The organism is Methanobrevibacter oralis (assembly GCF_001639275.1).
Classification (GTDB): domain Archaea; phylum Methanobacteriota; class Methanobacteria; order Methanobacteriales; family Methanobacteriaceae; genus Methanocatella; species Methanocatella oralis.
In genome coordinates this window covers 1-22,206 of sequence record NZ_LWMU01000046.1, presented here as the reverse complement: position 1 = coordinate 22,206, position 22,206 = coordinate 1, and the positions used below count along the sequence as shown (strand labels likewise).

18 protein-coding genes and 1 pseudogene are annotated in these 22,206 nt (G+C 29.9%); 8 read left to right on the top strand and 11 right to left on the bottom strand.

From position 1 onward, the window contains the following. Nucleotides 1–35 precede the first annotated feature (35 nt). Nucleotides 36–740, top strand: coding sequence for a precorrin-2 C(20)-methyltransferase (gene cobI, locus MBORA_RS01985; RefSeq protein ID WP_042693714.1), 705 nt, complete (start codon nucleotides 36–38; stop codon nucleotides 738–740). Here cobI and MBORA_RS01980 read toward each other — a convergent pair whose 3' ends face one another. After that, complete coding sequence (locus MBORA_RS01980; protein WP_063720159.1) at nucleotides 741–1,508, bottom strand: V4R domain-containing protein; 768 nt, start codon at nucleotides 1,506–1,508, stop codon at nucleotides 741–743. Between the two features lie 243 nt (nucleotides 1,509–1,751). Here MBORA_RS01980 and MBORA_RS01975 point away from each other — a divergent pair, with 243 nt between their 5' ends. Together MBORA_RS01975 and MBORA_RS01970 are read left to right on the top strand one after the other, a co-directional pair. Beyond that, entirely contained in the window at nucleotides 1,752–2,978 is a 1,227-nt protein-coding gene (locus MBORA_RS01975; protein ID WP_042693716.1) for an FprA family A-type flavoprotein, read from the top strand. A 37-nt stretch (nucleotides 2,979–3,015) separates the two neighbouring features. Beyond that, entirely contained in the window at nucleotides 3,016–3,432 is a 417-nt protein-coding gene (locus MBORA_RS01970) for a ferritin-like domain-containing protein (protein ID WP_042693718.1), read from the top strand. Between the two features lie 42 nt (nucleotides 3,433–3,474). Here the strand turns inward: MBORA_RS01970 and MBORA_RS01965 are convergent, their stop codons facing one another. From MBORA_RS01965 to MBORA_RS01945, 5 genes are all read right to left on the bottom strand, one after another. Continuing rightward, nucleotides 3,475–4,419 carry a site-2 protease family protein gene (locus tag MBORA_RS01965; RefSeq protein WP_231475890.1) on the bottom strand — a complete coding sequence of 315 codons (945 nt, stop codon included), beginning with the start codon at nucleotides 4,417–4,419 and terminating at the stop codon, nucleotides 3,475–3,477. Nucleotides 4,420–4,621: 202 nt separating this feature from the next. Next, nucleotides 4,622–5,839: a molybdopterin molybdotransferase MoeA gene (locus MBORA_RS01960; RefSeq protein WP_042693721.1), complete on the bottom strand. Its 1,218-nt coding sequence runs from the start codon at nucleotides 5,837–5,839 to the stop codon at nucleotides 4,622–4,624. A 16-nt stretch (nucleotides 5,840–5,855) separates the two neighbouring features. After that, entirely contained in the window at nucleotides 5,856–7,994 is a 2,139-nt protein-coding gene (gene purL / locus MBORA_RS01955) for a phosphoribosylformylglycinamidine synthase subunit PurL (protein ID WP_042693723.1), read from the bottom strand. A 1-nt stretch (nucleotide 7,995) separates the two neighbouring features. Beyond that, nucleotides 7,996–11,229 carry an isoleucine--tRNA ligase gene (ileS, locus tag MBORA_RS01950; protein WP_042693725.1) on the bottom strand — a complete coding sequence of 1,078 codons (3,234 nt, stop codon included), beginning with the start codon at nucleotides 11,227–11,229 and terminating at the stop codon, nucleotides 7,996–7,998. 147 nt (nucleotides 11,230–11,376) lie between these two features. Further along, nucleotides 11,377–12,582, bottom strand: a complete 1,206-nt coding sequence (locus MBORA_RS01945; RefSeq protein ID WP_042693727.1) for a methionine adenosyltransferase — start codon at nucleotides 12,580–12,582, stop codon at nucleotides 11,377–11,379. Between the two features lie 280 nt (nucleotides 12,583–12,862). On the opposite strand from MBORA_RS01945, the gene MBORA_RS01940 reads away from it, so the two are divergent. After that, entirely contained in the window at nucleotides 12,863–13,189 is a 327-nt protein-coding gene (locus tag MBORA_RS01940) for a DUF192 domain-containing protein (protein ID WP_042693729.1), read from the top strand. Here the strand turns inward: MBORA_RS01940 and MBORA_RS01935 are convergent. The 5 genes and pseudogenes from MBORA_RS01935 to MBORA_RS11070 form a co-directional block, all read right to left on the bottom strand. Next, nucleotides 13,175–13,867 carry a dihydromethanopterin reductase (acceptor) gene (locus MBORA_RS01935; protein WP_042693731.1) on the bottom strand — a complete coding sequence of 231 codons (693 nt, stop codon included), beginning with the start codon at nucleotides 13,865–13,867 and terminating at the stop codon, nucleotides 13,175–13,177. The genes MBORA_RS01940 and MBORA_RS01935 overlap by 15 nt on opposite strands. Nucleotides 13,868–13,873: 6 nt before the next feature. After that, complete coding sequence (locus MBORA_RS01930; protein WP_042693732.1) at nucleotides 13,874–15,142, bottom strand: serine hydroxymethyltransferase; 1,269 nt, start codon at nucleotides 15,140–15,142, stop codon at nucleotides 13,874–13,876. Nucleotides 15,143–15,561: 419 nt separating this feature from the next. Next, nucleotides 15,562–17,553 (bottom strand): CoB--CoM heterodisulfide reductase iron-sulfur subunit A family protein, encoded by a 1,992-nt coding sequence (locus MBORA_RS01925; protein ID WP_042693733.1) that lies wholly within the window; start codon nucleotides 17,551–17,553, stop codon nucleotides 15,562–15,564. A 300-nt stretch (nucleotides 17,554–17,853) separates the two neighbouring features. Further along, nucleotides 17,854–18,759, bottom strand: a complete 906-nt coding sequence (locus tag MBORA_RS01920) for an AEC family transporter (RefSeq protein WP_042693735.1) — start codon at nucleotides 18,757–18,759, stop codon at nucleotides 17,854–17,856. A 323-nt stretch (nucleotides 18,760–19,082) separates the two neighbouring features. Beyond that, nucleotides 19,083–19,283: pseudogene (locus tag MBORA_RS11070) on the bottom strand (transposase); the annotation flags it as partial. Nucleotides 19,284–19,694: 411 nt separating this feature from the next. Here MBORA_RS11070 and MBORA_RS11065 point away from each other — a divergent pair. The 4 genes from MBORA_RS11065 to MBORA_RS10170 all read left to right on the top strand — a co-directional run bounded on the left by MBORA_RS11065 (nucleotide 19,695) and on the right by MBORA_RS10170 (nucleotide 21,456). Continuing rightward, nucleotides 19,695–19,907 carry a hypothetical protein gene (locus MBORA_RS11065; RefSeq protein ID WP_052331863.1) on the top strand — a complete coding sequence of 71 codons (213 nt, stop codon included), beginning with the start codon at nucleotides 19,695–19,697 and terminating at the stop codon, nucleotides 19,905–19,907. Between the two features lie 742 nt (nucleotides 19,908–20,649). Continuing rightward, nucleotides 20,650–21,033 carry a hypothetical protein gene (locus MBORA_RS01905; RefSeq protein ID WP_232817557.1) on the top strand — a complete coding sequence of 128 codons (384 nt, stop codon included), beginning with the start codon at nucleotides 20,650–20,652 and terminating at the stop codon, nucleotides 21,031–21,033. A 22-nt stretch (nucleotides 21,034–21,055) separates the two neighbouring features. Continuing rightward, on the top strand, nucleotides 21,056–21,343 hold the full coding sequence (locus tag MBORA_RS11060) for a hypothetical protein (protein ID WP_232817556.1): 288 nt from the start codon (nucleotides 21,056–21,058) through the stop codon (nucleotides 21,341–21,343). Continuing rightward, entirely contained in the window at nucleotides 21,340–21,456 is a 117-nt protein-coding gene (locus MBORA_RS10170) for a transposase (RefSeq protein ID WP_157944473.1), read from the top strand. The genes MBORA_RS11060 and MBORA_RS10170 overlap by 4 nt, the downstream gene beginning before the upstream one ends. The last annotated feature ends 750 nt before the right edge of the window (nucleotides 21,457–22,206 follow it).

Sequence of the window (22,206 nt, the reverse complement as noted above, 5' to 3'; positions counted from 1 at the left end):
TTGAAAAATAATAATCAAATTTTAAAAGTGATTCTATGGCAGAGACAGGAAAATTAATAGGAATTGGCGTTGGCCCCGGTGATACTGAATTATTGACCTTAAAAGCTGCAAGAGTATTAAAAACTGTTCCAGTAATCTTTTCACCAAAATCCGCTAAAGAAAAAGAGAGCATTGCTTTGTCAATTGTTAAACCTATTATTGAAGAAAGAAGCGATTATAAAAGATTAATGGTTGTAGAACCAATATTTCCAATGATTGAAGATTTAAAAGAACTTGAAAGGTGTTGGAATAGTGCTGCAGAAATGATAGCCCAATACCTAGATAGTGGAAGAGATGTAGCATTCATTACACTTGGAGATTCATCAGTATTTAGTACCTACGCTTATGTTCAGAAAAAATTAATTGAAAGATATGAAATAGAAACAATACCTGGAATAACTTCATTTACTGCTTGTGCAGCTACTAAAAACAAGCCTCTTGTTGAAAAAAATGATATTTTAACTATCGTTCCTAAAATAGATGATAGATTAGAAAAAATATTAGAATATAGTGATTCAGTAGTATTAATGAAAGCTTCAAGAAATACCTCTGAATTAGAATCTATTATTAAAAATAAGGATAGACATAAAGAAATATACTCTGTTCAGAATTGTACTAGAGAAAATGAAAAAATAATTGAAGGATTTTCTCATGAAAAACCTTATTTAACAACTACCATTATCAATTTTGAAGATGAATAATTAAATAGCTGTGTTAAGAGGTTCCACCTCAAAAACACATTTGTTATCACCCATTGTATAACATTGAATTTCAATTACACTTACAGGTAATTGGAAAAATTCAGTGAATAATGATTCAAAAATACCAACATCTAAAAAACAAGCTGGTTTTCCAGTTTTAGGAAGTAATTTACACTCAAAACAATCATAATTAGTAACTTTAATTATTTGACCAATATCAAAAGAAAGTTTACCTAATTTATTATCTTCCCAATATTTAGAAACATTACTTAAAAATACATCTAAATCATCATTATAAAGTTTTCGAAATATAGATTTACCTATACTGTTACCTGCAGATTGCATAATTGGATCAATATTAATTCCTTCCTGTATAAGCATTGATTTTATTGTATGAAACAATAATATTGAAAAATCTTCACTGTTATCAATTAAATTTTGAATTATATAATCAGGTTTAACCTCATCTAATTCTTTTTTTTCTTTTAAATCAACAGAACCAAGATATTTGGAATTTAAATAAAAAATTTTCTTTCTATTATCAACAGGGTGAACTTTATATGAAATTATCCCATCTTCTCTTAAACTTTTTAAATGGACTGAAACTGTTGATTTGGATTTACCTACATTATTAACAATTTCGTCAAATTCCATTGCATTATTTCTAAGCATTTCTAAAATAGTGAGTTTGACAGGACTTTTAATAACATTGACCCCAATGTTTTCATTGGGATTGGAAAAAATTTGTATTGGTTTCTGTTCACTCATATTAATAACTCCCTACAATATATTTATAATATATTTATATCCTTTACATTTATAAATATATCTAACCAAAAAATAAATGAACAATTAATAAAAAGGTTAGATAATATAAAAAAAATTGTTTAAATTAATAATAATTCAAAATAAAAACGAACGGTTCGTTTAAAAGATAATTATATATAGACATAAAATAAAGTATATTTAACCAAATAATTCGTATGAATTAAAATGAAAGGTGTGAAAACTATGAAGGCAAACGCGATAAAAATTGCTGATGGAGTATACTGGATTGGTGTACTCGATTGGGATATAAGAAGTTACCATGGATATACCTTAGATGGAACAACTTATAATGCATATATTGTATTTGGTGAAGATGAAGTGGCTATCATCGACAATGCATATCCAGGTAAAACAAAAGAGATTATGGCACGTGTGGAAGACGCATTCGCACAAGAAGGAAGAGAAGTAAAAGTTGACTACATTATTCAAAATCATGTAGAAAAAGACCACTCTGGTGTTTTAGTAGATTTACATAGGAAATTCCCTGAAGCTCCTATTTATTGTAGTGAAATTGCAGTAAAAGGTCTTTTAAAACATTACCCTGCATTAGAAGGAGCTGAATTTATTACTGTAGGAACTGGTGACAGTTTAAATGTTGGTGGAAGAACTTTAGCGTTCTTAGATGCATTTTTATTACATTGGCCTGACAGTATGTTTACATTGCTTGCTGATGAAACTGGAATTTTATTCCCTAACGATGCGTTTGGTCAACACTTATGTTACACTAAAAGATTTGATAATGAAGTCCCAGAATATGTTTTAATGGATGCAGCACAAAAATTCTATGCAAACTTAATTACACCACTTTCAAAATTAGTACTTAAAAAATTAAATGAAGTGGTTGAATTAGGTTTATTAGATCAAATTAAAATGATTGCACCATCTCACGGTCAAATCTGGACTGATCCAATGAAAATCATTGGTGCATACCAAAACTGGGCAACTGGTGTATGTGAAGATAAAATTACTATTATTTATGATACAATGCACTACTCTACCCAACAAATGGCACATGAAATTGCAGAAGGTGCAATTGCAGAAGGATACGACGTAGAAATCTTCTACTTACATGAAGATGAAAGAAGTGAAATTGTAAAAAGTATATTAACTAGTAAAGGAATAGCTATTGGAGACCCAACAATTAATGATGTACCCTATCCAAGTATGGGGGACATTATGTATTACTTAAAAGGTCTTTTATTCAACAGAACTGGAATCAAAAGAAAGGCAGTTACATTTGGTTCGATGGGTGGAAGAGGAGGATCTCCTTTTAAACTTGCAGATGAATTAAACAATTGTGGATTTGAAGTTGTTGAATCTCAAGAAATTTACTTTGTACCAACTGCAGAAGAAGAAAATGCAAGCTTTGAATTAGGTAGAACATTAGCTAATGCATGTAAAGAATTATAAATAATATGAATTAAAATATTTTAATGGAGGTTCATAAATGGCAATTGAACATGAACATAAAATTGGTATAACCAAAGGAACAAAAGTAGAAAAAGAAGTTCAAAATAACTTTATGGGTGAAACCCAAGAAGTAGGAATTTACTTAGCTATGTCTAGACAAGCTTCTAGAGAAGGTTATGGGGAATTAGCTGAAGTATTTAAAAGATTAGCATGGGAAGAAGCTGAACATGCTGCTAGATTCTGTGAAATGAATGGAATTATCAAAGACACTCTTAAAGAAAACATCGAATGGATGATGGGTGGAGAAAAAATGGCAAATGCTGAAAAAAGAGAAGCTTCTGAAATTGCTGCAGAAGAAAATATTGAAGTAGCTGCTGATTTCTTCAGAGATAGTTCTAGGGACGAAGGTCGCCATTATAAAATATTAGAAGGAATTTTAAAAAGATACTTCTAAAAACAAAATATTGAAAGAATTTAATATTCTTTCATAATTTTTTTAAATAAAACCTGCAATCAGGCTAAAAATAATTACCATGGCTAAAACCATGGAAAGAGAATTAACAATTGGTTTATATTGTTTTTTATCAAGTTTATAGCTGAGTAAAATCTCAAGCATTTTTCCACCATCCAATGGTTTAATTGGAAGTAAATTAAATAAACCTATACCTAAATTTAATATAAAAATCCAATTGAATAAATCAACTATTGAAAATAAAATCCATGGAAGAGGACCTAAGCTATTATCTACTAATTTATAATTATAATTAGACTGAATACCAATATATCCTAAAGATTCATTATTGGGATTTTTATCAAGAGTTAAATTAAATTCACCTTGATTTGTTACAATCGACAACGTGTCATTTGGTTTGAGTTGGTTAATTGCATCAACATAACTTTTAGAGTCGACTATGCTTTTATTATCTAATGATTTTATAACCATTCCTTCTTTAAGCACCCCACTTGCTGGTGAATCCTCAAGAACACGACTTATTTCAATACCATTTTCATCGAAATAATGAGGAATAGCTCCAGATGCCATTGATAATATTAAAATTGCAACTAAAGCTAATGTAATATTCGCTATTGATCCTGCTGCATAAACTCTAAGCTGTGAAAGCTTACTTGATTTTTTTAATTCATCTTCATCTGGTTCTACAAAAGCTCCTGGAATAATAGCAAACAATAAAAGTCCAATTGATTTAATAGAAATTTTTTCACTAATAGAAATAACCCCATGAGAAAACTCATGTACAATTAAACATGTAGCTAATGCTATAATTCCTGAAACAAAAGGTATAAAAATTGTAGAACCAGGAATCTCCACACCAGGAATAATTAAAGAAACGGATGGAGTTTCAAAAGCCGTTGGAATTGCTGAAATTAATAACCATGTAATAACAAGCATAGCTATAAAAGATATTATTATTCCAATATTCATATACCACTTCCAAAATTTTGGAGAAATATTTGAAATTTTAGATATTAGTCCTCTAAGTTTCTTTGTCTTCCACATTATGACTGGAAACTCAATTTCAAAACCATGATTTGTTAATTTATTTTTTAATGATAACGACAATATCCAGATTATGAAGAAGACCACCAAATAATAGTAAATACCGTTCATTAAAATACACCTTCAACTACCAAAGTAACGAATCAAAAAAGATAACATCAACTATATCACCCTTCTGATATCCTTCATCATTTTCATCTATTATGATGTAGCTATTGGCCTCTACCATTGAACGAATTATACCAGAACCCCTATTTAATACATGCTTTGCATAATTATCATCAGACACTGCACGAACAAAATCAGTTCTTCCTAGTGATGAAGGAATTTTAAGTTGAGATTGTCTTTTAGTAATATGAAAATCAAAATGCCTTCCTTGCATTTCAAATAAATATTTACGAGCAAATATATCAAATTGAGACATTGCAGCAACCGGTTGACCAGAAAATGTAAAAATCATTTTTTCATTTACAATTCCAGCACCAATTGGTTTGCCTGGTCTAATTGAAACTCCATGAAATAAAATTTCGCCTATATCATCAACAACATCTAAAACAACATCCCCTTCACTAATAGCTGTTCCTCCAGTAGTTATTATAACATCATAGTCATTAGAGGCATCTAAAATAGCTTCTTTAACTTCTTTAAATGAATCTCCAACATAAGTAGTTTGAATAATAGCTCCCGAATCTTCAGCCATGGCTTTTATAGTATATTTATTAGAATTTATAATTTTAGCTTTGTCAATTTCTTCTTTAGTTGGGTCAACAAGTTCATTTCCAGTAACAATTAGTTTAACTTTAGGTTTTTTAAAAACAACCACACTATCATATCCTGCTGATGCAATTAAACCCATTTCTTGATATCTAATAAAAGTGTTTTTAGAAAGGATTTTTTCCCCCTTCTTAATATCTTCGGATTTAGGACTTACATTTTCACCAGGAGTTACTTGAGAATAAATTGTTAATTCATCCCTATTTTTTGTTGTGAATTCTTTCATTAAAACTGCATTAGCCCCTTTAGGAATAGGTGCACCTGTAGCAATTAGAATGGCTTTCTCATTAGTTAAAGATTTATCTGAAAAATCGCCGGCCCCAATAGAATCAATAATTTTTAAAGTTTTAGGATTAGATTGGGAAGCTCCAAATGTATCTTTAGCAATAACTGCAAAACCATCCATTGCAGACTTATCAAATGGAGGAGAATCATGAAATGAAATTATATCCTCAGCTAAAACCCTTTTATGAGCTTCAACAATTGGAATCTCTTCAACTTCTGTTAATTTTTGATTATCACTAATTAATTTCAAAGCATTGCTAATAGAATCTAATTTAGATAAAAACATCAAAACACCACAAAGATTAAGCCATGTACTTTTCAATTACACCATGGTAAGAATCATCTAATTCTTCAAAGCTAAATTCATTATCATTAATTTTTAAGTTATTACCTTTAACTTCCCCAATAACATCAACATCAACATCAATTTTAGATAAAATATCATCTAAAGCATCTGATTTAACTGTTAAAATATAACGTCCATGACTTTCAGAGTAAAGTAATTGATTTAAATCAAGTTCATCACTGTCCAAATTAATTTCACAACCTAATTTTGATGAAATAACCATTTCAGAAAGTGCAATAGCTAATCCTCCAGCAGATACATCATGAATAGCCGTAATATTCTTATTTTTATCTTCATCTACTAATTTTAATATGCATTTACCATTAGCTAGCTCATTATCAATTCTTATTCTTGGAGCAGTTCCTTTTTCAATACCATGTATACATCTATGATATTCTGAACCTGTAAGTTCATCATAAGTTTTACCAATTAATAATATTTTATCTCCTTCATTTTTAAAGTCCATTGTTCTTATATTTTCAATATTTTCAACACCAATAACCCCAACAGCAGGAGTAGGATTGATTTTAATTCCTTCTGTTTCATTATAAAAACTTACATTTCCACTAATTACCGGAGCTTGGAATTTCTCAGCTACCAAACTCATTCCTTCAATAGCTCTTTTAAATTGCCATAAAATTTCAGGAGTTTCTGGATTTCCAAAATTTAAACAGTCCACAACAGCATATGGAGTTGCTCCCATTGAAATTACATTTCGTATAGATTCTGCAACACAACCGGCAGCCCCATCAAATGGTGATAGTTTAGTATGAATTGTATTTGAATCTGTAGTAAGTGCAATAGCTGTTGTATCATCAATTCTTAAAACAGCTGCATCATCACCTGGTTTTACAACTGTTCTTACTTGAACTTCATGATCATATTGCTTGTAAATCCATTCTTTTGATGCAATATTAGGACTAGATAATACTTTAAGTAATGATTCTTTAATTGGAGGATGTTCAACAATTACTTTTGATGTGTCTTCTGGAATTTCACAAAGTTCACGATTAAGTGATGGGGGATCCGCAAGTAAAATTGTTGGCAGGTTGGCTATTTCGACCCCTTCATCTGAAATAATCATATTATTACCCTCTTTAACATCTCCAATTACTGAAGATATGATTTCATGCTTATCACAGATTTCTTTAGCTAATTTAACATCTTTAGGATTTATTACAAAAACCATTCTTTCTTGAGACTCCGATAGCATGATTTCATAAGGAGTCATTCCTGTTTCTCTAAGCGGGATAGAACGTAAATCTACAAACGCTGCATTATTAGATTCATTTACAAGTTCTGAAATACAACATGTAAGACCTCCCCCACCCAAGTCTTTAACACCACTAACATCAATTTTTTCTAATATTTCTAATGATGCTTCTAAAACTCTTTTTTTGGTAAATGGGTCAGCTACTTGTACTGCAGGCCTATCTTCTGTTTCAGAATCTGATGTTAATTCTTCTGATGCAAATGTAACTCCATGAATACCATCACGGCCAGTAGCCCCTCCCATCAAAAGGAATACGTCTCCAATATTAGGAGCTTGTCCACGAACTATTTTATCTTTTTCAACTATCCCTACACACATTACATTTACCAATGGATTTGCTCTGAATGATTCATCAAATTCAATCTCCCCAGCTACTGTTGGAACTCCTACCCTATTTCCATAATCAGAAATTCCTTTTACAACATGCTCAAATAAATATCTTGATTTTTCATCTTCCATTGGTCCAAATCGAAGGGAATCTAAAAGAGCAATAGGCATTGCCCCCATAGAGATTATATCTCTTAAAATTCCACCAATACCAGTTCCAGCTCCACCATAAGGTTCAATAGCTGATGGGTGATTATGTGACTCCATACCAACAGCAAGAGCATATTTATCCGTTACACTAACAAGGCCTGCATCATCACCTGGACCTAAAATAATATTTTCTCCTTCGGTGGGGAATGTGCCTAATATTGGTCTACTACTTTTGTAAGAGCAATGTTCTGAAAACATTACATCCAACATTCCTTCTTCTAATTCATTCATTTGTCTACCAAGGATTCCCTCAATATATTCAATTTCAGAGTCAGTTAAAGTCATTTTAACACCTTATTTTTATGGATATTATTACTTTTTCATTTTCAATATCCCATTCTTTAGTATAGTTTTCAGAATCTTTACAACACTCTTCTGTGTCTGATATGATTAAACTATTAGCTCGAATTTCATGAGAAATAACTTCAGCCTGTGGAACAATTAAATCTTTAAATTCAGAAGATGTTTCGACAACAACATTAATATTTGCTTCAACATCCAAATCTAAGTCTTTTCTCATGTCCTGAACTCTTCTAATAAGTTCACGAGCCATAGCTTCTTGTTTAATTTCTAAAGTAACATTAGTATTTACAAATACATTACCTTGACTAAATTCAGATGAAACAAAATCATCTGGAAGTTCACTGTCAAATAATATATCATCACTTGATAATTCAAATCCTTCAACTTCAATAAATCCATTTTTATCTAATTCTTTTTTAATTAGACTACCATCAGCTGTTTGTAGATATTTTTTAACTTTACCCATATCTGCTTTGAGTCTTGGACCTAAAGTTTTAAGATTTGGTTTAGCAATAAATGAAAGATTTTCAAATTCTGAAGCTGTTAAAACTTTTTTAGTATTTGATTGGTCTTTAATAATTTCTGCTAAATCATCAATAGCTGTTAAAACTTTTTTATCTTGTGATACAATTGTAATATCTGAAACTGGCCATCTAAGTTTATATCTTGCTACATCACGAGCTCTTGCAGCAGATTCAATTACTTCACGCACTATATCCATTTTAGCTTCTAATTCTTTATCAATATCTTTTTCATCATATTCCCAATCAATCATGTGAATACTTTCTAGTGCGTTTGGATTTAAATTTTTAACAATATTTTCATAAATTTCTTCAGATATATGAGGAGCAATTGGACATAAAACTGAAATTAATTTAGATAAAGCCGTGTATAAACTATAATATGCTCCTAATTTATCAGGATTATCGCTTTCAACCCAAGTTCTTCCACGAATAAGCCTTACATACCAACGACTTAAATCTTCTAAAATAAAATTATTTATCTTTCGTGTTGCTTTATGGAAGAATAATTTTTCTAAATCTTCACCAACTTCTTTAGCCAATGTATTAGACCTAGAAATTATCCATTTATCTTCATTTCTTAAAATATACTGGTCTTCAGTTAAATTATTAGGATTAAAATCGTCTAGAGACATGTATGTAGCTGAGAATACATACACATTCCATAAAATATTAAACATTTTATTAACGTTCAATAATTCATCCCATACAAATTTTAAATCATCCCATGGTTTAGATGCCCATAATAAGTAGAATCTTAAAACATCAGCCCCATATTTCTCAATTACTTCTTCAGGAGAGACAACATTACCTAATGATTTAGACATTTTTTTACCATTTTCATCTAATACAAATCCATGCATTAATACTTTGTTATAAGGAACTTTTCCCATTGAAATTACACCAGTCCCAAGTTGTGAGTAAAACCAACCTCTTGTTTGATCATGCCCTTCTGTAATAAAGTCATATGGAAACCAATCCGTAAATTTATCTTCTTTTTGTGGATAATAAAGTGAAGCCCATGGAGCTACACCTGAATCAATCCAAACGTCTAAAACATCAGGAATCCTTTTAATCGTTTTATCACAACATTCACATTTTACTTCAATATCATCAACATGAGGTCTATGTACAAGTTCATCGTCGGAAACTGTAATTTCACCAACACTTTCCTCTTTTAATTCATCAATAGAACCTATAACTTTAATTTCTCCACAGTCACTACATTCCCATATAGGAATTGGAATACCCCAGTATCTTTGTCTTGAAATTGTCCAATCTTTAGCATTATCAACCCAATCATGGAATCTTCCTTCACCAGCCCATTTAGGTATCCATTCAACTTTTTCAATTTCACTAAGCATTTTATCCTTAATGTCAGTTACCTTTAAAAACCATTGTTTAGTAGCTATGTAAATAATAGGAGTTTTACATCTCCAACATACCCCATATCTATGCTCAATAGTTTCTGTGTGATGCATCAACCCCTTATTTTCCAAATCCTCAATTATTACCGGATTTTCATCTTTACAGAATTTATTTGCATATTTTCCAGCATCTTCACTAAATTTGCCATCTTCTCCAACTGGGCAAAATATTGGAAGTCCATTAGCTTGACCTACTTCAAAGTCCTCTGGACCATGTCCTGGTGCTGTGTGCACCAAACCAGTACCCTCTTCAAGTTCTACATGATTTCCTGATAAAATACTGTGAACATTTTCAATTTCATCAAATTGTGCTTGTTTTTCGATGTCTAATGGATAAACATATTTTAATCCAACTAAATCTCGACCTTTAACTGTTTTTATAATTTCATAAAGTATTTCTTTTTCTTCTATGATTTCATATCCTTTATCTTCTGATTGTGAAGGTATTTTAGTTCTATGAATTTTAACTGTAGGACCTAATACTTTTTCAACTAAGTTTTCAGCAAGAATTAAAACATCACCATCTTTTTTAACATAAGCATAATCAAATTCAGGATTTACACAAATAGCCAAGTTTGCAGGTAATGTCCATGGTGTTGTTGTCCATACAAGAAAATATTCGCTTTTTTTTCCTTTAACAGGGAATTTTACAAAAATTGAAGGGTCAATTTTGTCTTCATAATCAATTTCTGCTGCAGCTAATGCTGTTTGACAATGAGGACACCAACTAATTACTCTTTTATCATTTATAAGCAAGTTTTGTTCATTAGCTTTTTTTAGAGTCCACCATGCAGATTCCATGTATTGAGGATCAAGAGTCATGTATGGATCATCCCAATCCATCCAAACCCCTAAATCATCGAATTCTTTTTCCATGGCTGTTTTATTTTCTATTGCGAATTCTTTACATTTATCTACAAAAGTATCAATACCAATTTCTTCAATTTCTTGTTTGCTTTTAATATTCATTAATTGTTCAACTTTATGTTCGATAGGAAGACCATGCATATCCCATCCAGCTTGCCTTCTTAAGTTGAATCCATTCATACTTTTATAACGTAAATATGAGTCTTTTATTACTTTATTCCATGCAGTTCCCAAATGAATTTTACCGCTGCAATATGGAGGACCATCTAAAAATGAGTATTGTGGACCATTAGCTCTAAGTTTATTTATTTTGGAAAATATACCTACTTCTTTCCAAAAATTTTGAACCTTTTGTTCTATTTTTTTGTGATCATATGATTTATCTGCCTCTTTTATTGGCATTGTTAATTCTCCCTTTTAAAATAAAATTAATATGTGTATAAAAAAATAAAGAAATCTTCTATAAATTAGAAATTTAATTTAATTAAAAAAATGAAAAAGAAAATTTGACATGTGTCATATAAACATGATTTAGATTATTCATTAAATCTAAAATGTTTTAGCTTTTCCATTTACAACATTTTCTGTGATGATTGATATATCTTCTAACCATCTATCAACAATACTTTCAACTTTTTTGTCAACATCTTCTAATTTATAACCTTCTTCTAATATAACTTGAGTAGATGCTGCTTTCGGTTGGTCAATAGGTTTACCAATTTGGCTTAAAAGCATGACATTCATTTGTTTAATTCCTTCAATATTATTAACAACATCATTAGCTATTTCATTAGATAAAATATTATAAATTTTACCAATATGATTAATAGGATTTTTACCAGAAGTAGCTTCCATAGACATTGGTCTACATGGAGTAATTAACCCATTAGCCCTATTTCCTCTTCCTACAGAACCATCATCACCCATTTCTGCAGAGGTACCAGTTACAGTTAAATAGTATCCAGATTCATCTAGAACTTCATCATTATCTCCTGTATTAACAAAGACTTCTACTTCACGATCAGTGTGTTTAGATGCAAGATCAATTACAATACCTTTTAAAGATTCACGAACATCAATATATTCATTCTTATTAGCTAAATATTTAGATACCATTGCACAACCAATAGTTAAAGTAATTTTGTCCCCTTCTCTTAATCCCATTACTTTAATATCTTCACCAACGGCAGGATGTTCTTTTTTAAATGATTTAGAATTTAATAATTCTTCAGTAGAATTAACAATTGTTTCTACTTCAGAAAATGGTGCATATCCTACACCAAAAGAAGTATCATTTGAAGAAGGAAGTCCGTCCCTGTTAAATACATCGACTAAATCTCCTGAACCATGCCCTATTTTACATTCAACAACAGTATCAAGTTCAACATCTAAGTTAATAATTGTGTCATCTAAGAAGTTTTTAGCAGCTTCAATAGCTACTCTATCAAGAGGAAGTTTAACTCCATCATATTCAGATACTCCCCTACCTGTTAAAAGAATATCCATAGGTTTGATTATTTGACCCCCACCAAATGCAGGATTAGATTCACCAGCAGTGATTTGAACTTCATCAGTATTGTGGTGTAACACTCCACCAAACTCATCCATATACATTTTACACAATGCTTCACTAACAGTCTCAGCAATACCATCACTAATACTGTCTGGATGACCAATACCTTTCCTTTCAACTATTTCAATGTCTAAATCTTCAATATAAGTTTGATTCAATTCTTTTACAATAATATTTCTCATTTTATCAACACATATCAATAATTAATATTATGATTTTTTATATTGTAAATAATAAATAAATGTTACTACATTTTAAAAAGTAAAATCTAAAAATTAATAAACAAATAAAAGAAATAATATGATATGGGGTTTTATAGAAAATTTAATACAGTTTTAAAAAGCATAGATAATTTAACTAAGTTATACAAATTATCTAAAAAAGAAAAAAAATCAAAGAAAAAACAAAAGTGATTTTAAAGCTTATAAAACTTTAAAAATAATAAAATAATAAAATTATTTGATGATTTTAAATAAAAGGACTAATGAAATAATAAAAATAAAAATTAAAATCGCGGATAATTTCTTTAAACGTTTATTAGGATTGATGTTTAAAAAAGATATTGACTATGGACTTCTTATTATAACAAAATATGGATCAACCATCCACACTTCTTTTGTGAAATTTCCAATTGATATTTATTTTTTAGATAATAATAAACAAATTTTTGATATTATAACATTAAAACCTTGGAAAAGCTATCGTCCACCAAAAAAAGCAAAATATATTTTAGAAACAAAAAAAGATCAAATAAAATTAAAAAAAGGAGATATATTAGAATTTATCTAAAATATCCTTAGGATTTTCAAGTATTTCAATTTCATCAATATTGGCTAGTCTACGAGTATTTTCAACATCAATATCCCTCATATAGATAGTAATTATTTTACCCTCAGAAATTGCACCATAAGGACAACTATTTCTACATAAACCACAACCAATACATTTATGTAAATCAATTTCCTCATGAGGAATAATAGCTCCTTGTTGACATATTAAAGCAGCAGTACATTCATCACAGCCTTCACATTTTGTTAATTCCATCTTAGATGGTAATACTGTATCAATAGGACCTGGATGGATATCTACTGGAATTATAATTGTTTTAACAGCTCCTTTTCCTGCTTGTGCAACGGCATTAGTAACAAGAGTATCTGCAATACCATGAACAATTTTAGAAACTGTGTTTGCTGTAGCTGGTGAAACAATCAATAAATCATATTTTCCAAGAGAAAGTCTACCTGTAATTGGATATGAAAATTTTTGGTTAGAATCACATGCTAATTCTCGGTATTTACTACCAGTTAATTTAGCTACCCTATCATAAAGGCCATACATTTGTAAAACTTCTTCAGCAGCCCCTGATAGAAAAATTGTGACTTCATGATTTTTAGCTAATTTTTCAGCCACTTGGACAGATTCATTTAGTAAATGACCTGCACCAGTAAAAGCAAACCCAATTCTCATTTTTATCTATAATCTATGATATTCATAAGCTTCTCTATCAGAGAATGCGTAATCTAATGTTGTGTATTGACTCATGAATTCAGTAACTTCATCTCTGATATTTTCCATATCAACAGCAACACGTTTTATGAATTCAGCGACTTCATCCATTTCTTTTTCTTTTAAACCTCTTCTAGTAATTTCTTGAGTACCAATTCTAATACCAGATGGATTATCACTATTATCCACATTATCCCCTGGTAAGAGGTTTTTATTTAATACAACATTATTATTAGCTAAATCTTTTGCAATATCAGAAGCACTTCTAATGTTTCTTAAATCAACAGCAACTTGATGAGATTTTGTAAATCCTTGATCTTCACATAATACATCGAAACCACGTTCATATAATCCTTGAGCTAAAGCTTGTGAGTTTTTGATAATTTGTTTAGCATAATCCTCACCAAATTCTAACATTTCAGCAGTAGCAATACCTAAACCTAATAAATGATGTAAGTGATGATTACTTACTACACCTGGAAATACTGCATTATCAATTATTTGTTCATTATCAACATTAGAAAGGATAATTCCCCCTTGTGGTCCAGGAAATGTTTTATGAGTACTTCCCATCATAATATCTGCACCCTCTTCAATAGGTTGTTGGAATTGTCCTCCAGCAATAAGCCCTAAAACATGTGCTCCATCATACATGATTTTAGCTCCAACTTCATCAGCTGCTTCACGAGCTTCAGATACAGGATGTGGAAATAAAAATAAACTTCCTCCGAAAAGAACAATTTTTGGTTTTTCTTCGAGGATTTTTTTATTCATTGCATCAATATCAATATTCATAGTTTCTTTATCAAAAGGTTGTGAAATAGTTTTTAAACCACAAATTCCAGCTGCACTAACATTGGCATGACTAATATGTCCTCCTGAAGGAACTTCTAAAGCTATTACCTTATCACCAACATTAGAAAATCCAAAAAATGCTGCTATATTAGCAGTTACTCCTGAAATAGGTTGAACATTAGCATATTCAACATTATAAACTTTTCTAGAAAGCCTTTTTGTAATATCTTCAATTTCATCAATATATTGACAACCTTCATATAATCTTTCAAAAGCTTGTCCTTCAGCATATCTATGAGCAAAATCTGACGCTACAGCTTCAGTAACTTCCACACTTGTTACATTTTCTGAAGCAATGAGATTTATACTGTTTTTCATATAATTAGTATGTTTTTTTGCAATATTTTCTAAGTTTATGATTTCATCATGATAATTAGTCATCTACTACACCTTATATCCAATTAACAATTATGAATAGGTTTATGTTAATTATATAATATAAGATTTGTGAAAAATAGGCACTTTAAAAAACTTATGTGATAAATTATTTTTTGATTAAATTATTCACTTAAATTTTTCACAATAAGCTATTCATTAGAGTTAAATTATAAAAATAAAGCCAAATATTAAGAAAAAGTTTTTAGTAAAAAAAACCTGCTAAGGCTAAATCACACAAGTTTTTGAAAGAGCCGAAAATTCTACTTAAAGTTATGAAATTAAATATGTTAATTTTATCAATTAATTTTAAGTCTTAAAAAAGAGTAAAAGTGATAATCCTCACTAAAAATTAGAAATGTTAAATTTAAATAAAAATTAATTAGTTTTGATTAAAAAAAATAGAATAGAGAAGTTTTCTCTATCTATTTACCTATGTCTTCAAGAGCAGCACTGATTTGTGCCATGATTTGATCGGTTTTGAAGTGTTGTTGATCCATAGCTCCAGATGGACATGCGCCTACACAAGTACCACATCCTTTACATAATGCAGAGTTAATTTGTGCGTGTGATCCTCCACCAACAGCTCCAACAATGGAAATAGCTCCATATGGACATAATTCAACACATACTTCACAAGCACCACAGACACCTTCGTCTGTACTTGCAATAATAGGTTCAATTTCCACTTGACCTTTAGCCATTGGAATAGCAGCTCTAGAAGCAGCAGCTGAACCTTGTGCTACAGAATCAGGAATATCTTTAGGACCTTGAGCTACACCAGCAATGTAAACACCGTCAGTTAAAGTGTCAACAGGTCTAAGTTTAGGGTGAGCTTCCATGTAGAATCCATCTGCGGATTTGGAAACACCTAAAGTTTGTCTGAGTTCTTCAGATCCTTCAGAGTGTTCAAGACCAACACTTAATACAACTAAATCATAAGTGTATTCGGTTACTTTTCCAAGTAAAGTGTCTTCTGCTCTGATAGTTAAAGTTAAATCATCATTTTCGAAGATTGCTGCAGGTTTACCTCTAACAAATTCAATTCCGTATTTTTCTTGAGAAGTTTTATAAAACTCTTCATATCCTTTACCAAATGCACGAATATCCATGTAATAACATGTAACTTCAGTATCTGGTTCATGATCAATACATAATTGAGCATTTTTCATAGAGTACATACAACATACTCTTGAACAGTAAGGTTTACCTATTTGTTCATCTCTTGAACCAACACAATGGATGAATGCAATACGTTTTGGTTCGATACCGTCGGAAGGTTTTACAACATGTCCTCCAGTAGGACCAGATGCATTAATCATTCTTTCAATTTCCATAGCAGTGATTACATTACTGAAACGTCCGTACCCATATTGATATATTCCAGATGGGTCAAATGGATCGTATCCAATAGCTGCAATAATAGTACCAACATCTAATTCAATTTTAGATGGTTGTTGATTGTGGTCAATTGCACCACGTTCACATGCTTGGTCACATAACATACATTCAATACAGTAATCTTTATCAATAGTTGCACATAATGGTACAGCTTGAGGGAAAGGAATGTATGCAGCTTTTACCATACCTACACCTTCATCATAGTAATTAGGTATTTCAATTGGACAAGCTTCTACACAAGATCCACATCCAGTACAGTCTTCTTCAATAACATATCTTGCTTTTTTACCAATAGTAACATGGAAGTTTCCGATGTATCCATCTACTTCTTCTACTTCCGCATAAGAAATCAATTCAATATTTTCATGTTTGTATGCGTCTACCATTTTTGGTGCTAAAATACACATAGAACAGTCAAGAGTTGGGAATGTTTTATCTAATTGTCCCATCCTACCTCCAATAGTAGGATTTTTCTCTACCATGTAAGTTTTGAATCCCATATCACCTAAATCTAAAGCAGTTTGAATACCACATACTCCACCACCAATAACTAATGCTTTGTTATCTACTGCTACTTTAGTAGCTTCTAATGGTTCGAGTAATCTTGCTTTAGCAACAGCCATACGAACTAAGTCTTTTGCTTTTTCGGTAGCTTCTACCGGTTGGTTCATGTGTACCCAAGAATCTTGTTCTCTTAAGTTAGCAAATTCAAATAAAAACTTGTTTAATCCAGCTTCTTCTACACATCTACGGAAAGTAGGTTCGTGAAGACGAGGAGAACATGCAGCAACAACAATCCTATTAAGATTGTGTTCTTTAATATCCTCTTGGATCATGCTTTGTCCAGGGTCAGAACACATGTATTTATAATCCTTAGTTAAAACCACATCTGGTAATGAAGCTGCATACTCAGCAACATCTGGACAGTCTACAACCCCACCAACGTTCACACCACAGTGACAGACGTAAACACCAATCCTTAATTCTTCATTATTATCTCTTTTTTCTTCTGCCATTTAAATCACCTTGTACAAGTAGTGAATAAATCTAATATTTAATAAAAATTTACATCCAAAAAAAAGATTCATAGAATTTTTATAAACTATTAGATATACTACTGTTGTAACTACACATATATAAATATTTCTCTATGAAACTTGGAGTAACCTTTATATATAATAAAAAAACTAAGGCTTAAACTGACTTTAATAATTTAATACTATTTTAAAAATCTAATTAAATCAAAATATAACAAAATATGAAATATTTACAAAAATAAAATAATTATATCCAATAAAAAAAATTAAAAATACGAACTATATTAACATAATTATCACTGACAAAGTTACTAGTGAAACTACTGTATTTATTAATATACAATCAGAAGTTAAATCATGATCTAATTTATATGTAATAGCAAGTACAAGTGACAACATACCTGATGGCATTGCAGCTTCTATAATTCCAACATTATACTGCAAATCAACAAGACCAAAAAATTTAGCTAAAAATATTGCAATTATTGGAAAAATAATTAATTTCATAATAGTTGTGAATAACACCATGAATTTACTCCTATAAAATCCACTTAAATCTATGGAAATCCCTAAAGAAAGCATGATTAAAGGAATTGTTCCTCCAGCCAAATAATCAATTGTTTTTTCTAAAACACCACCAATTGGCAATAATAACAAATTAAATATTAAACCTAATATAATAGCCCAAAGTGGAGGAAATACAATAATTTTTCGAATAGCTGTTTTAATAGATCCTCCAAATTTTAAAGCCAAAGCAAAAGACAATATTATAAAAATACAAGTTGTAGCAATATCACAAAAGATAGCTCTTAAAAGACCTTCAGATCCATAAATTCCTAAATTAACTGGATATCCCATAAATGCAGTATTAGCTATCATTATTGTTATTAAAACACTCCAAATTTTCCTATCATCAAAATTTAACTTCTTTAATATTAAATAAGAAGTGATTCCTGTTATAAAAGAAGAAATTAAAATTAGAACTGTTAAAATACTTAATTTAGGAAGTAAAGACAAATCAGCCGAATATAATGCAGAAAAAATCATGCATGGCAAAAGAAGATTAATAACTATTTTATTTAAGGAATCTATATCTTTATCACTTAAAAAATCAATTTTTTTAAGAATATAACCTAAACCAATCATTATAACGATTGATAAAATAGTTGTTTCAATTGTATTCATAAGCAATTATTAGAATTAAAAAATATAAAAAGGTTTAGATTAAAAAAATAGGCAATTTCAAAAACTTTTGTGGTTTGAATTTTTCATATTTTTGAGTCATGAAATTTTTTTTCTGTATTTTTTCTTATTATACAAGTTTAAGTCTAATAAATAGTAATTATGAAAGAAAAGTTATTTTTTTAAGAATTAGAACAAATTTTCATGATTCAAAAGTATTAATGTAAAATGAAATTAAGTTTTTTACACCACAGGATGGGACATGAAATTTTTTAATTTTTCATAGAATTTTTTATTTTAAAAATTTTTTGCAATAATTTTATTTTTCAGTTGTTTCTATTGTTTATTTCGTTGTATACTCTTTTTAAGTTGTGTCCTATTGTGTATAGTTTAAACTCTGTATTTACTTGTTTTAAGCCTGTTGTTGTGAATTCTGTTAGGTGCATGTTTTGTTTCATGTTTGCAAATGGTAGTTTCTGCTGTTTTTTGAGTGTATTTTTGTAGATTTTTTGGGCTTCTGTGGTTTTCCATTTTTCTTTGCATTTTTATTTTTTTTTGGAAATGTTTTCCATAGTCGCTGATTATTCTGTATCGTTGTGTTTTTACTGCAATATTCTTGTACTGGGCAGTTTTTGCATTCTTTGGTCCAATGTGTGATTCTTGTTTTGTTTTTGTATTGGTATTCGCTTTTTTTCTATAGTGGTTGACCAATGGGGGGGGCAGATATATGTCATCATTTCGTGATCATAGTTAGAAATTAATCTTTGGAAAAATGGTTTTTTTCGGACAATATTTACTATTTTTTTTCTTTTCTTGACAGGATGGGACATGACTCTCATTAATTTTTAAAATTTTTTTCGCTTATTTTTCCTTTAATTTTATATACTATGAAGTACAATCTTTTATTATAAATATTAATATTTATGGTTGTTTTATTTATGGTTTTAAAAGATGATACTATTAATCAGACTATGTTGGTGCCTATGGACTTGAGTAATTTGATTCCTGAAGGTCATCCGTGTTATTTTATTAAAAATGTGGTTGATCAAATTGATTGTTCCGAAGCTAACAAGGAGTTTCGTGATAAGCCTGGTGAACCTGCTTATCCTCGTGAAATATTGCTTAGGATTGGTTTGGATGAGTGTTTTTGATGGTGGATTGTCTTCTCGTGAAATTGAGAGAAGAACAAGAACTGATATTTTTCTTATATGTACTTAGCAGGCATGCAAAAGCCAGTTTATAGGGACAATTTTATAAGATTCAAATTGGATTATACCTGATTTAATTGATGAAGCTTTTAAAACAACTTTAAAGATTTGCAAAAGAAGAAAATTCGCCATTTAGAGTTTTAGATGGAACTAAAGTAAAAACATCTTTAAAAAATAATAACCAATGAACAACAATTAAAAATAATCATGAAAAGAACAATTGGAAGAAAAGTATTATAATTGGATCAAGAAGAAGATTTGGAATTGGGCGATGAATCTGGAAAAATAGTGTTCCTGAATCTATTAACAAACAAACAAAAATTCCAAAAAAAAACAGTAAGAAAAAATCAATAAAAATCCTCTGAAAAATGATGTAGACCAAAGATAAATTGAGAGCTTTAGGGTGTTCGCCAAAAGTAATTTTTTTGATGCAAATTTTTCTTTGTTTTTGAATTAAAGTAGTTTTAATCAGTTTCAAAAATTAATTTTAGATTTTTGGCGGACACCCTTTAAGTAAAAAAAAACCTCTTAAAACAATCCAGAAGAAAATCCTGAAAAAAATTTACAAAAAAGCTTGAAACACTCGAAGAAAAGCTTAAAGAATCCTGGAAAAAATGATGTAATAAATGTAAATGATCCAGATTCAAGATTTTTATGATTAATAAAAAAAGGTAAAATGGGGAATTTGGATTACAATGGACAGATTGCTGTAGACTCACATAAAAGAATAATCCTAGCATCATACATAACAATACAATCCAACAGACCATTACGAACTTGTTCCATTAATGGAACAAGTACAATCAAATTTAACAGGAATATAACGATGAAAATGCCTGTTAATTACCAAGTAAGTGCAGATAATGGATATTCAACAGATGAAAACACAGAATATCTTGAAAAAACATGGACCTTGACGGTTACATATCCTCACAAAAACTCTTTTTTCCCTGTTTTTGATAATCAGAAGGTTTCAACCTTGACGGTTACATATCCTCACAAAAACTCTCAAGAAAAGAAAAAAATAGTAAATAATTGTCCGAAAAAAAAACCATTTTTCCAAAGATAAATTTCCAACTATGATCACGAAAATGATGACCTATATCTTCCCCCCCAATTGGTCAACCACTATAGAAAAAAAAGCGAATACCAATACAAAAACAAAACAAGAATCACACATTGGATCCAAGAATGCAAAAACTGCCCAGTACAAGAATATTGCAGTAAAAACACAACGATACAGAATAATCAGCGACTATGGAAAACATTTCCCAAAAAAAAATAAAAATGCAAAGAAAAATAGAAAACCACAGAAGCCCAAAAAAAATCTACAAAAATACGCTCAAAAAAACAGCAGAAACTACCATTTGCAAACATGAAACAAAACATGCACCTAACAGAATTCACAACAACAGGCTTAAAAAAAGTAAATACAGAGTTTAAACTATACACAATAGGACACAACTTAAAAAGAGAATATACAACAAAATAAACAATAGAAAACAACTGAAAAATAAAATTATTGCAAAAAATTTTTAAAATAAAAAATTCTATGAAAAATTAAAAAAGTTCATGTCCCATCCTGCTATTGTTTATTGTGGATGTTAATATAAAATCTGTTTGTGTATCTGCTATACATGATAAATCTGATTAATTCCTTTTTTAATCTATTGAGGTGAGGATTATTTAATTCTTTTAGTTGTTTTTCACTGTATCCAATTATTATGGTGCATCACAGATGCTAGTATCACCTGCCAGCATTGAATATCTTTTATAAAGACCAGGTCTATCTGGATCATTGTAAATTCCATCAATAAAGTCTTCATTCATGTCTAACACAGCAAATATGATTAAGCAATTTTCTTCTTTGAGAAATATCGGATTTAGTTAAAGTCATATTTTTATCCTTCTTATCACTTCTAATAAAAATTTATAGCCTCTACAACAGTTGTTCAACCACAATCATAGAAAAGAATACTTAATCATACTTCCTAAAGTAGTTTTTCGAATACGAACAAAATGCACTTTTCCATCATCATATTTTATATATATTTTCGATTTTTCATATTTATCCTAATTTATTTCCCAAGTTTCATCACAAAATATTCCCTGAAATTAAAATCAAACATAAAATAATTTAAACAAATATAAAAACTATTAAAATAAACACATCCAATTACAAGCAAATTAAACGAATTTAAAACAAAAAAAATAATCAAAAAGGAAAAATCAATAAAAAAAA

Excerpts from the sequence above, each read along its gene's own strand:
- cobI (WP_042693714.1), top strand. The coding sequence starts at position 36 with ATGGCAGAGACAGGAAAATTAATAGGAATTGGCGTTGGCCCCGGTGAT.
- MBORA_RS01980 (WP_063720159.1), bottom strand. The coding sequence starts at position 1,508 with ATGAGTGAACAGAAACCAATACAAATTTTTTCCAATCCCAATGAAAAC.
- MBORA_RS01975 (WP_042693716.1), top strand. The coding sequence starts at position 1,752 with ATGAAGGCAAACGCGATAAAAATTGCTGATGGAGTATACTGGATTGGT.
- MBORA_RS01970 (WP_042693718.1), top strand. The coding sequence starts at position 3,016 with ATGGCAATTGAACATGAACATAAAATTGGTATAACCAAAGGAACAAAA.
- MBORA_RS01965 (WP_231475890.1), bottom strand. The coding sequence starts at position 4,419 with ATGAATATTGGAATAATAATATCTTTTATAGCTATGCTTGTTATTACA.
- MBORA_RS01960 (WP_042693721.1), bottom strand. The coding sequence starts at position 5,839 with ATGTTTTTATCTAAATTAGATTCTATTAGCAATGCTTTGAAATTAATT.
- purL (WP_042693723.1), bottom strand. The coding sequence starts at position 7,994 with ATGACTTTAACTGACTCTGAAATTGAATATATTGAGGGAATCCTTGGT.
- ileS (WP_042693725.1), bottom strand. The coding sequence starts at position 11,229 with ATGCCAATAAAAGAGGCAGATAAATCATATGATCACAAAAAAATAGAA.
- MBORA_RS01945 (WP_042693727.1), bottom strand. The coding sequence starts at position 12,582 with ATGAGAAATATTATTGTAAAAGAATTGAATCAAACTTATATTGAAGAT.
- MBORA_RS01940 (WP_042693729.1), top strand. The coding sequence starts at position 12,863 with ATGATTTTAAATAAAAGGACTAATGAAATAATAAAAATAAAAATTAAA.
- MBORA_RS01935 (WP_042693731.1), bottom strand. The coding sequence starts at position 13,867 with ATGAGAATTGGGTTTGCTTTTACTGGTGCAGGTCATTTACTAAATGAA.
- MBORA_RS01930 (WP_042693732.1), bottom strand. The coding sequence starts at position 15,142 with ATGACTAATTATCATGATGAAATCATAAACTTAGAAAATATTGCAAAA.
- MBORA_RS01925 (WP_042693733.1), bottom strand. The coding sequence starts at position 17,553 with ATGGCAGAAGAAAAAAGAGATAATAATGAAGAATTAAGGATTGGTGTT.
- MBORA_RS01920 (WP_042693735.1), bottom strand. The coding sequence starts at position 18,759 with ATGAATACAATTGAAACAACTATTTTATCAATCGTTATAATGATTGGT.
- MBORA_RS11065 (WP_052331863.1), top strand. The coding sequence starts at position 19,695 with ATGGTTTTAAAAGATGATACTATTAATCAGACTATGTTGGTGCCTATG.
- MBORA_RS11060 (WP_232817556.1), top strand. The coding sequence starts at position 21,056 with ATGATGACCTATATCTTCCCCCCCAATTGGTCAACCACTATAGAAAAA.
- MBORA_RS10170 (WP_157944473.1), top strand. The coding sequence starts at position 21,340 with ATGAAACAAAACATGCACCTAACAGAATTCACAACAACAGGCTTAAAA.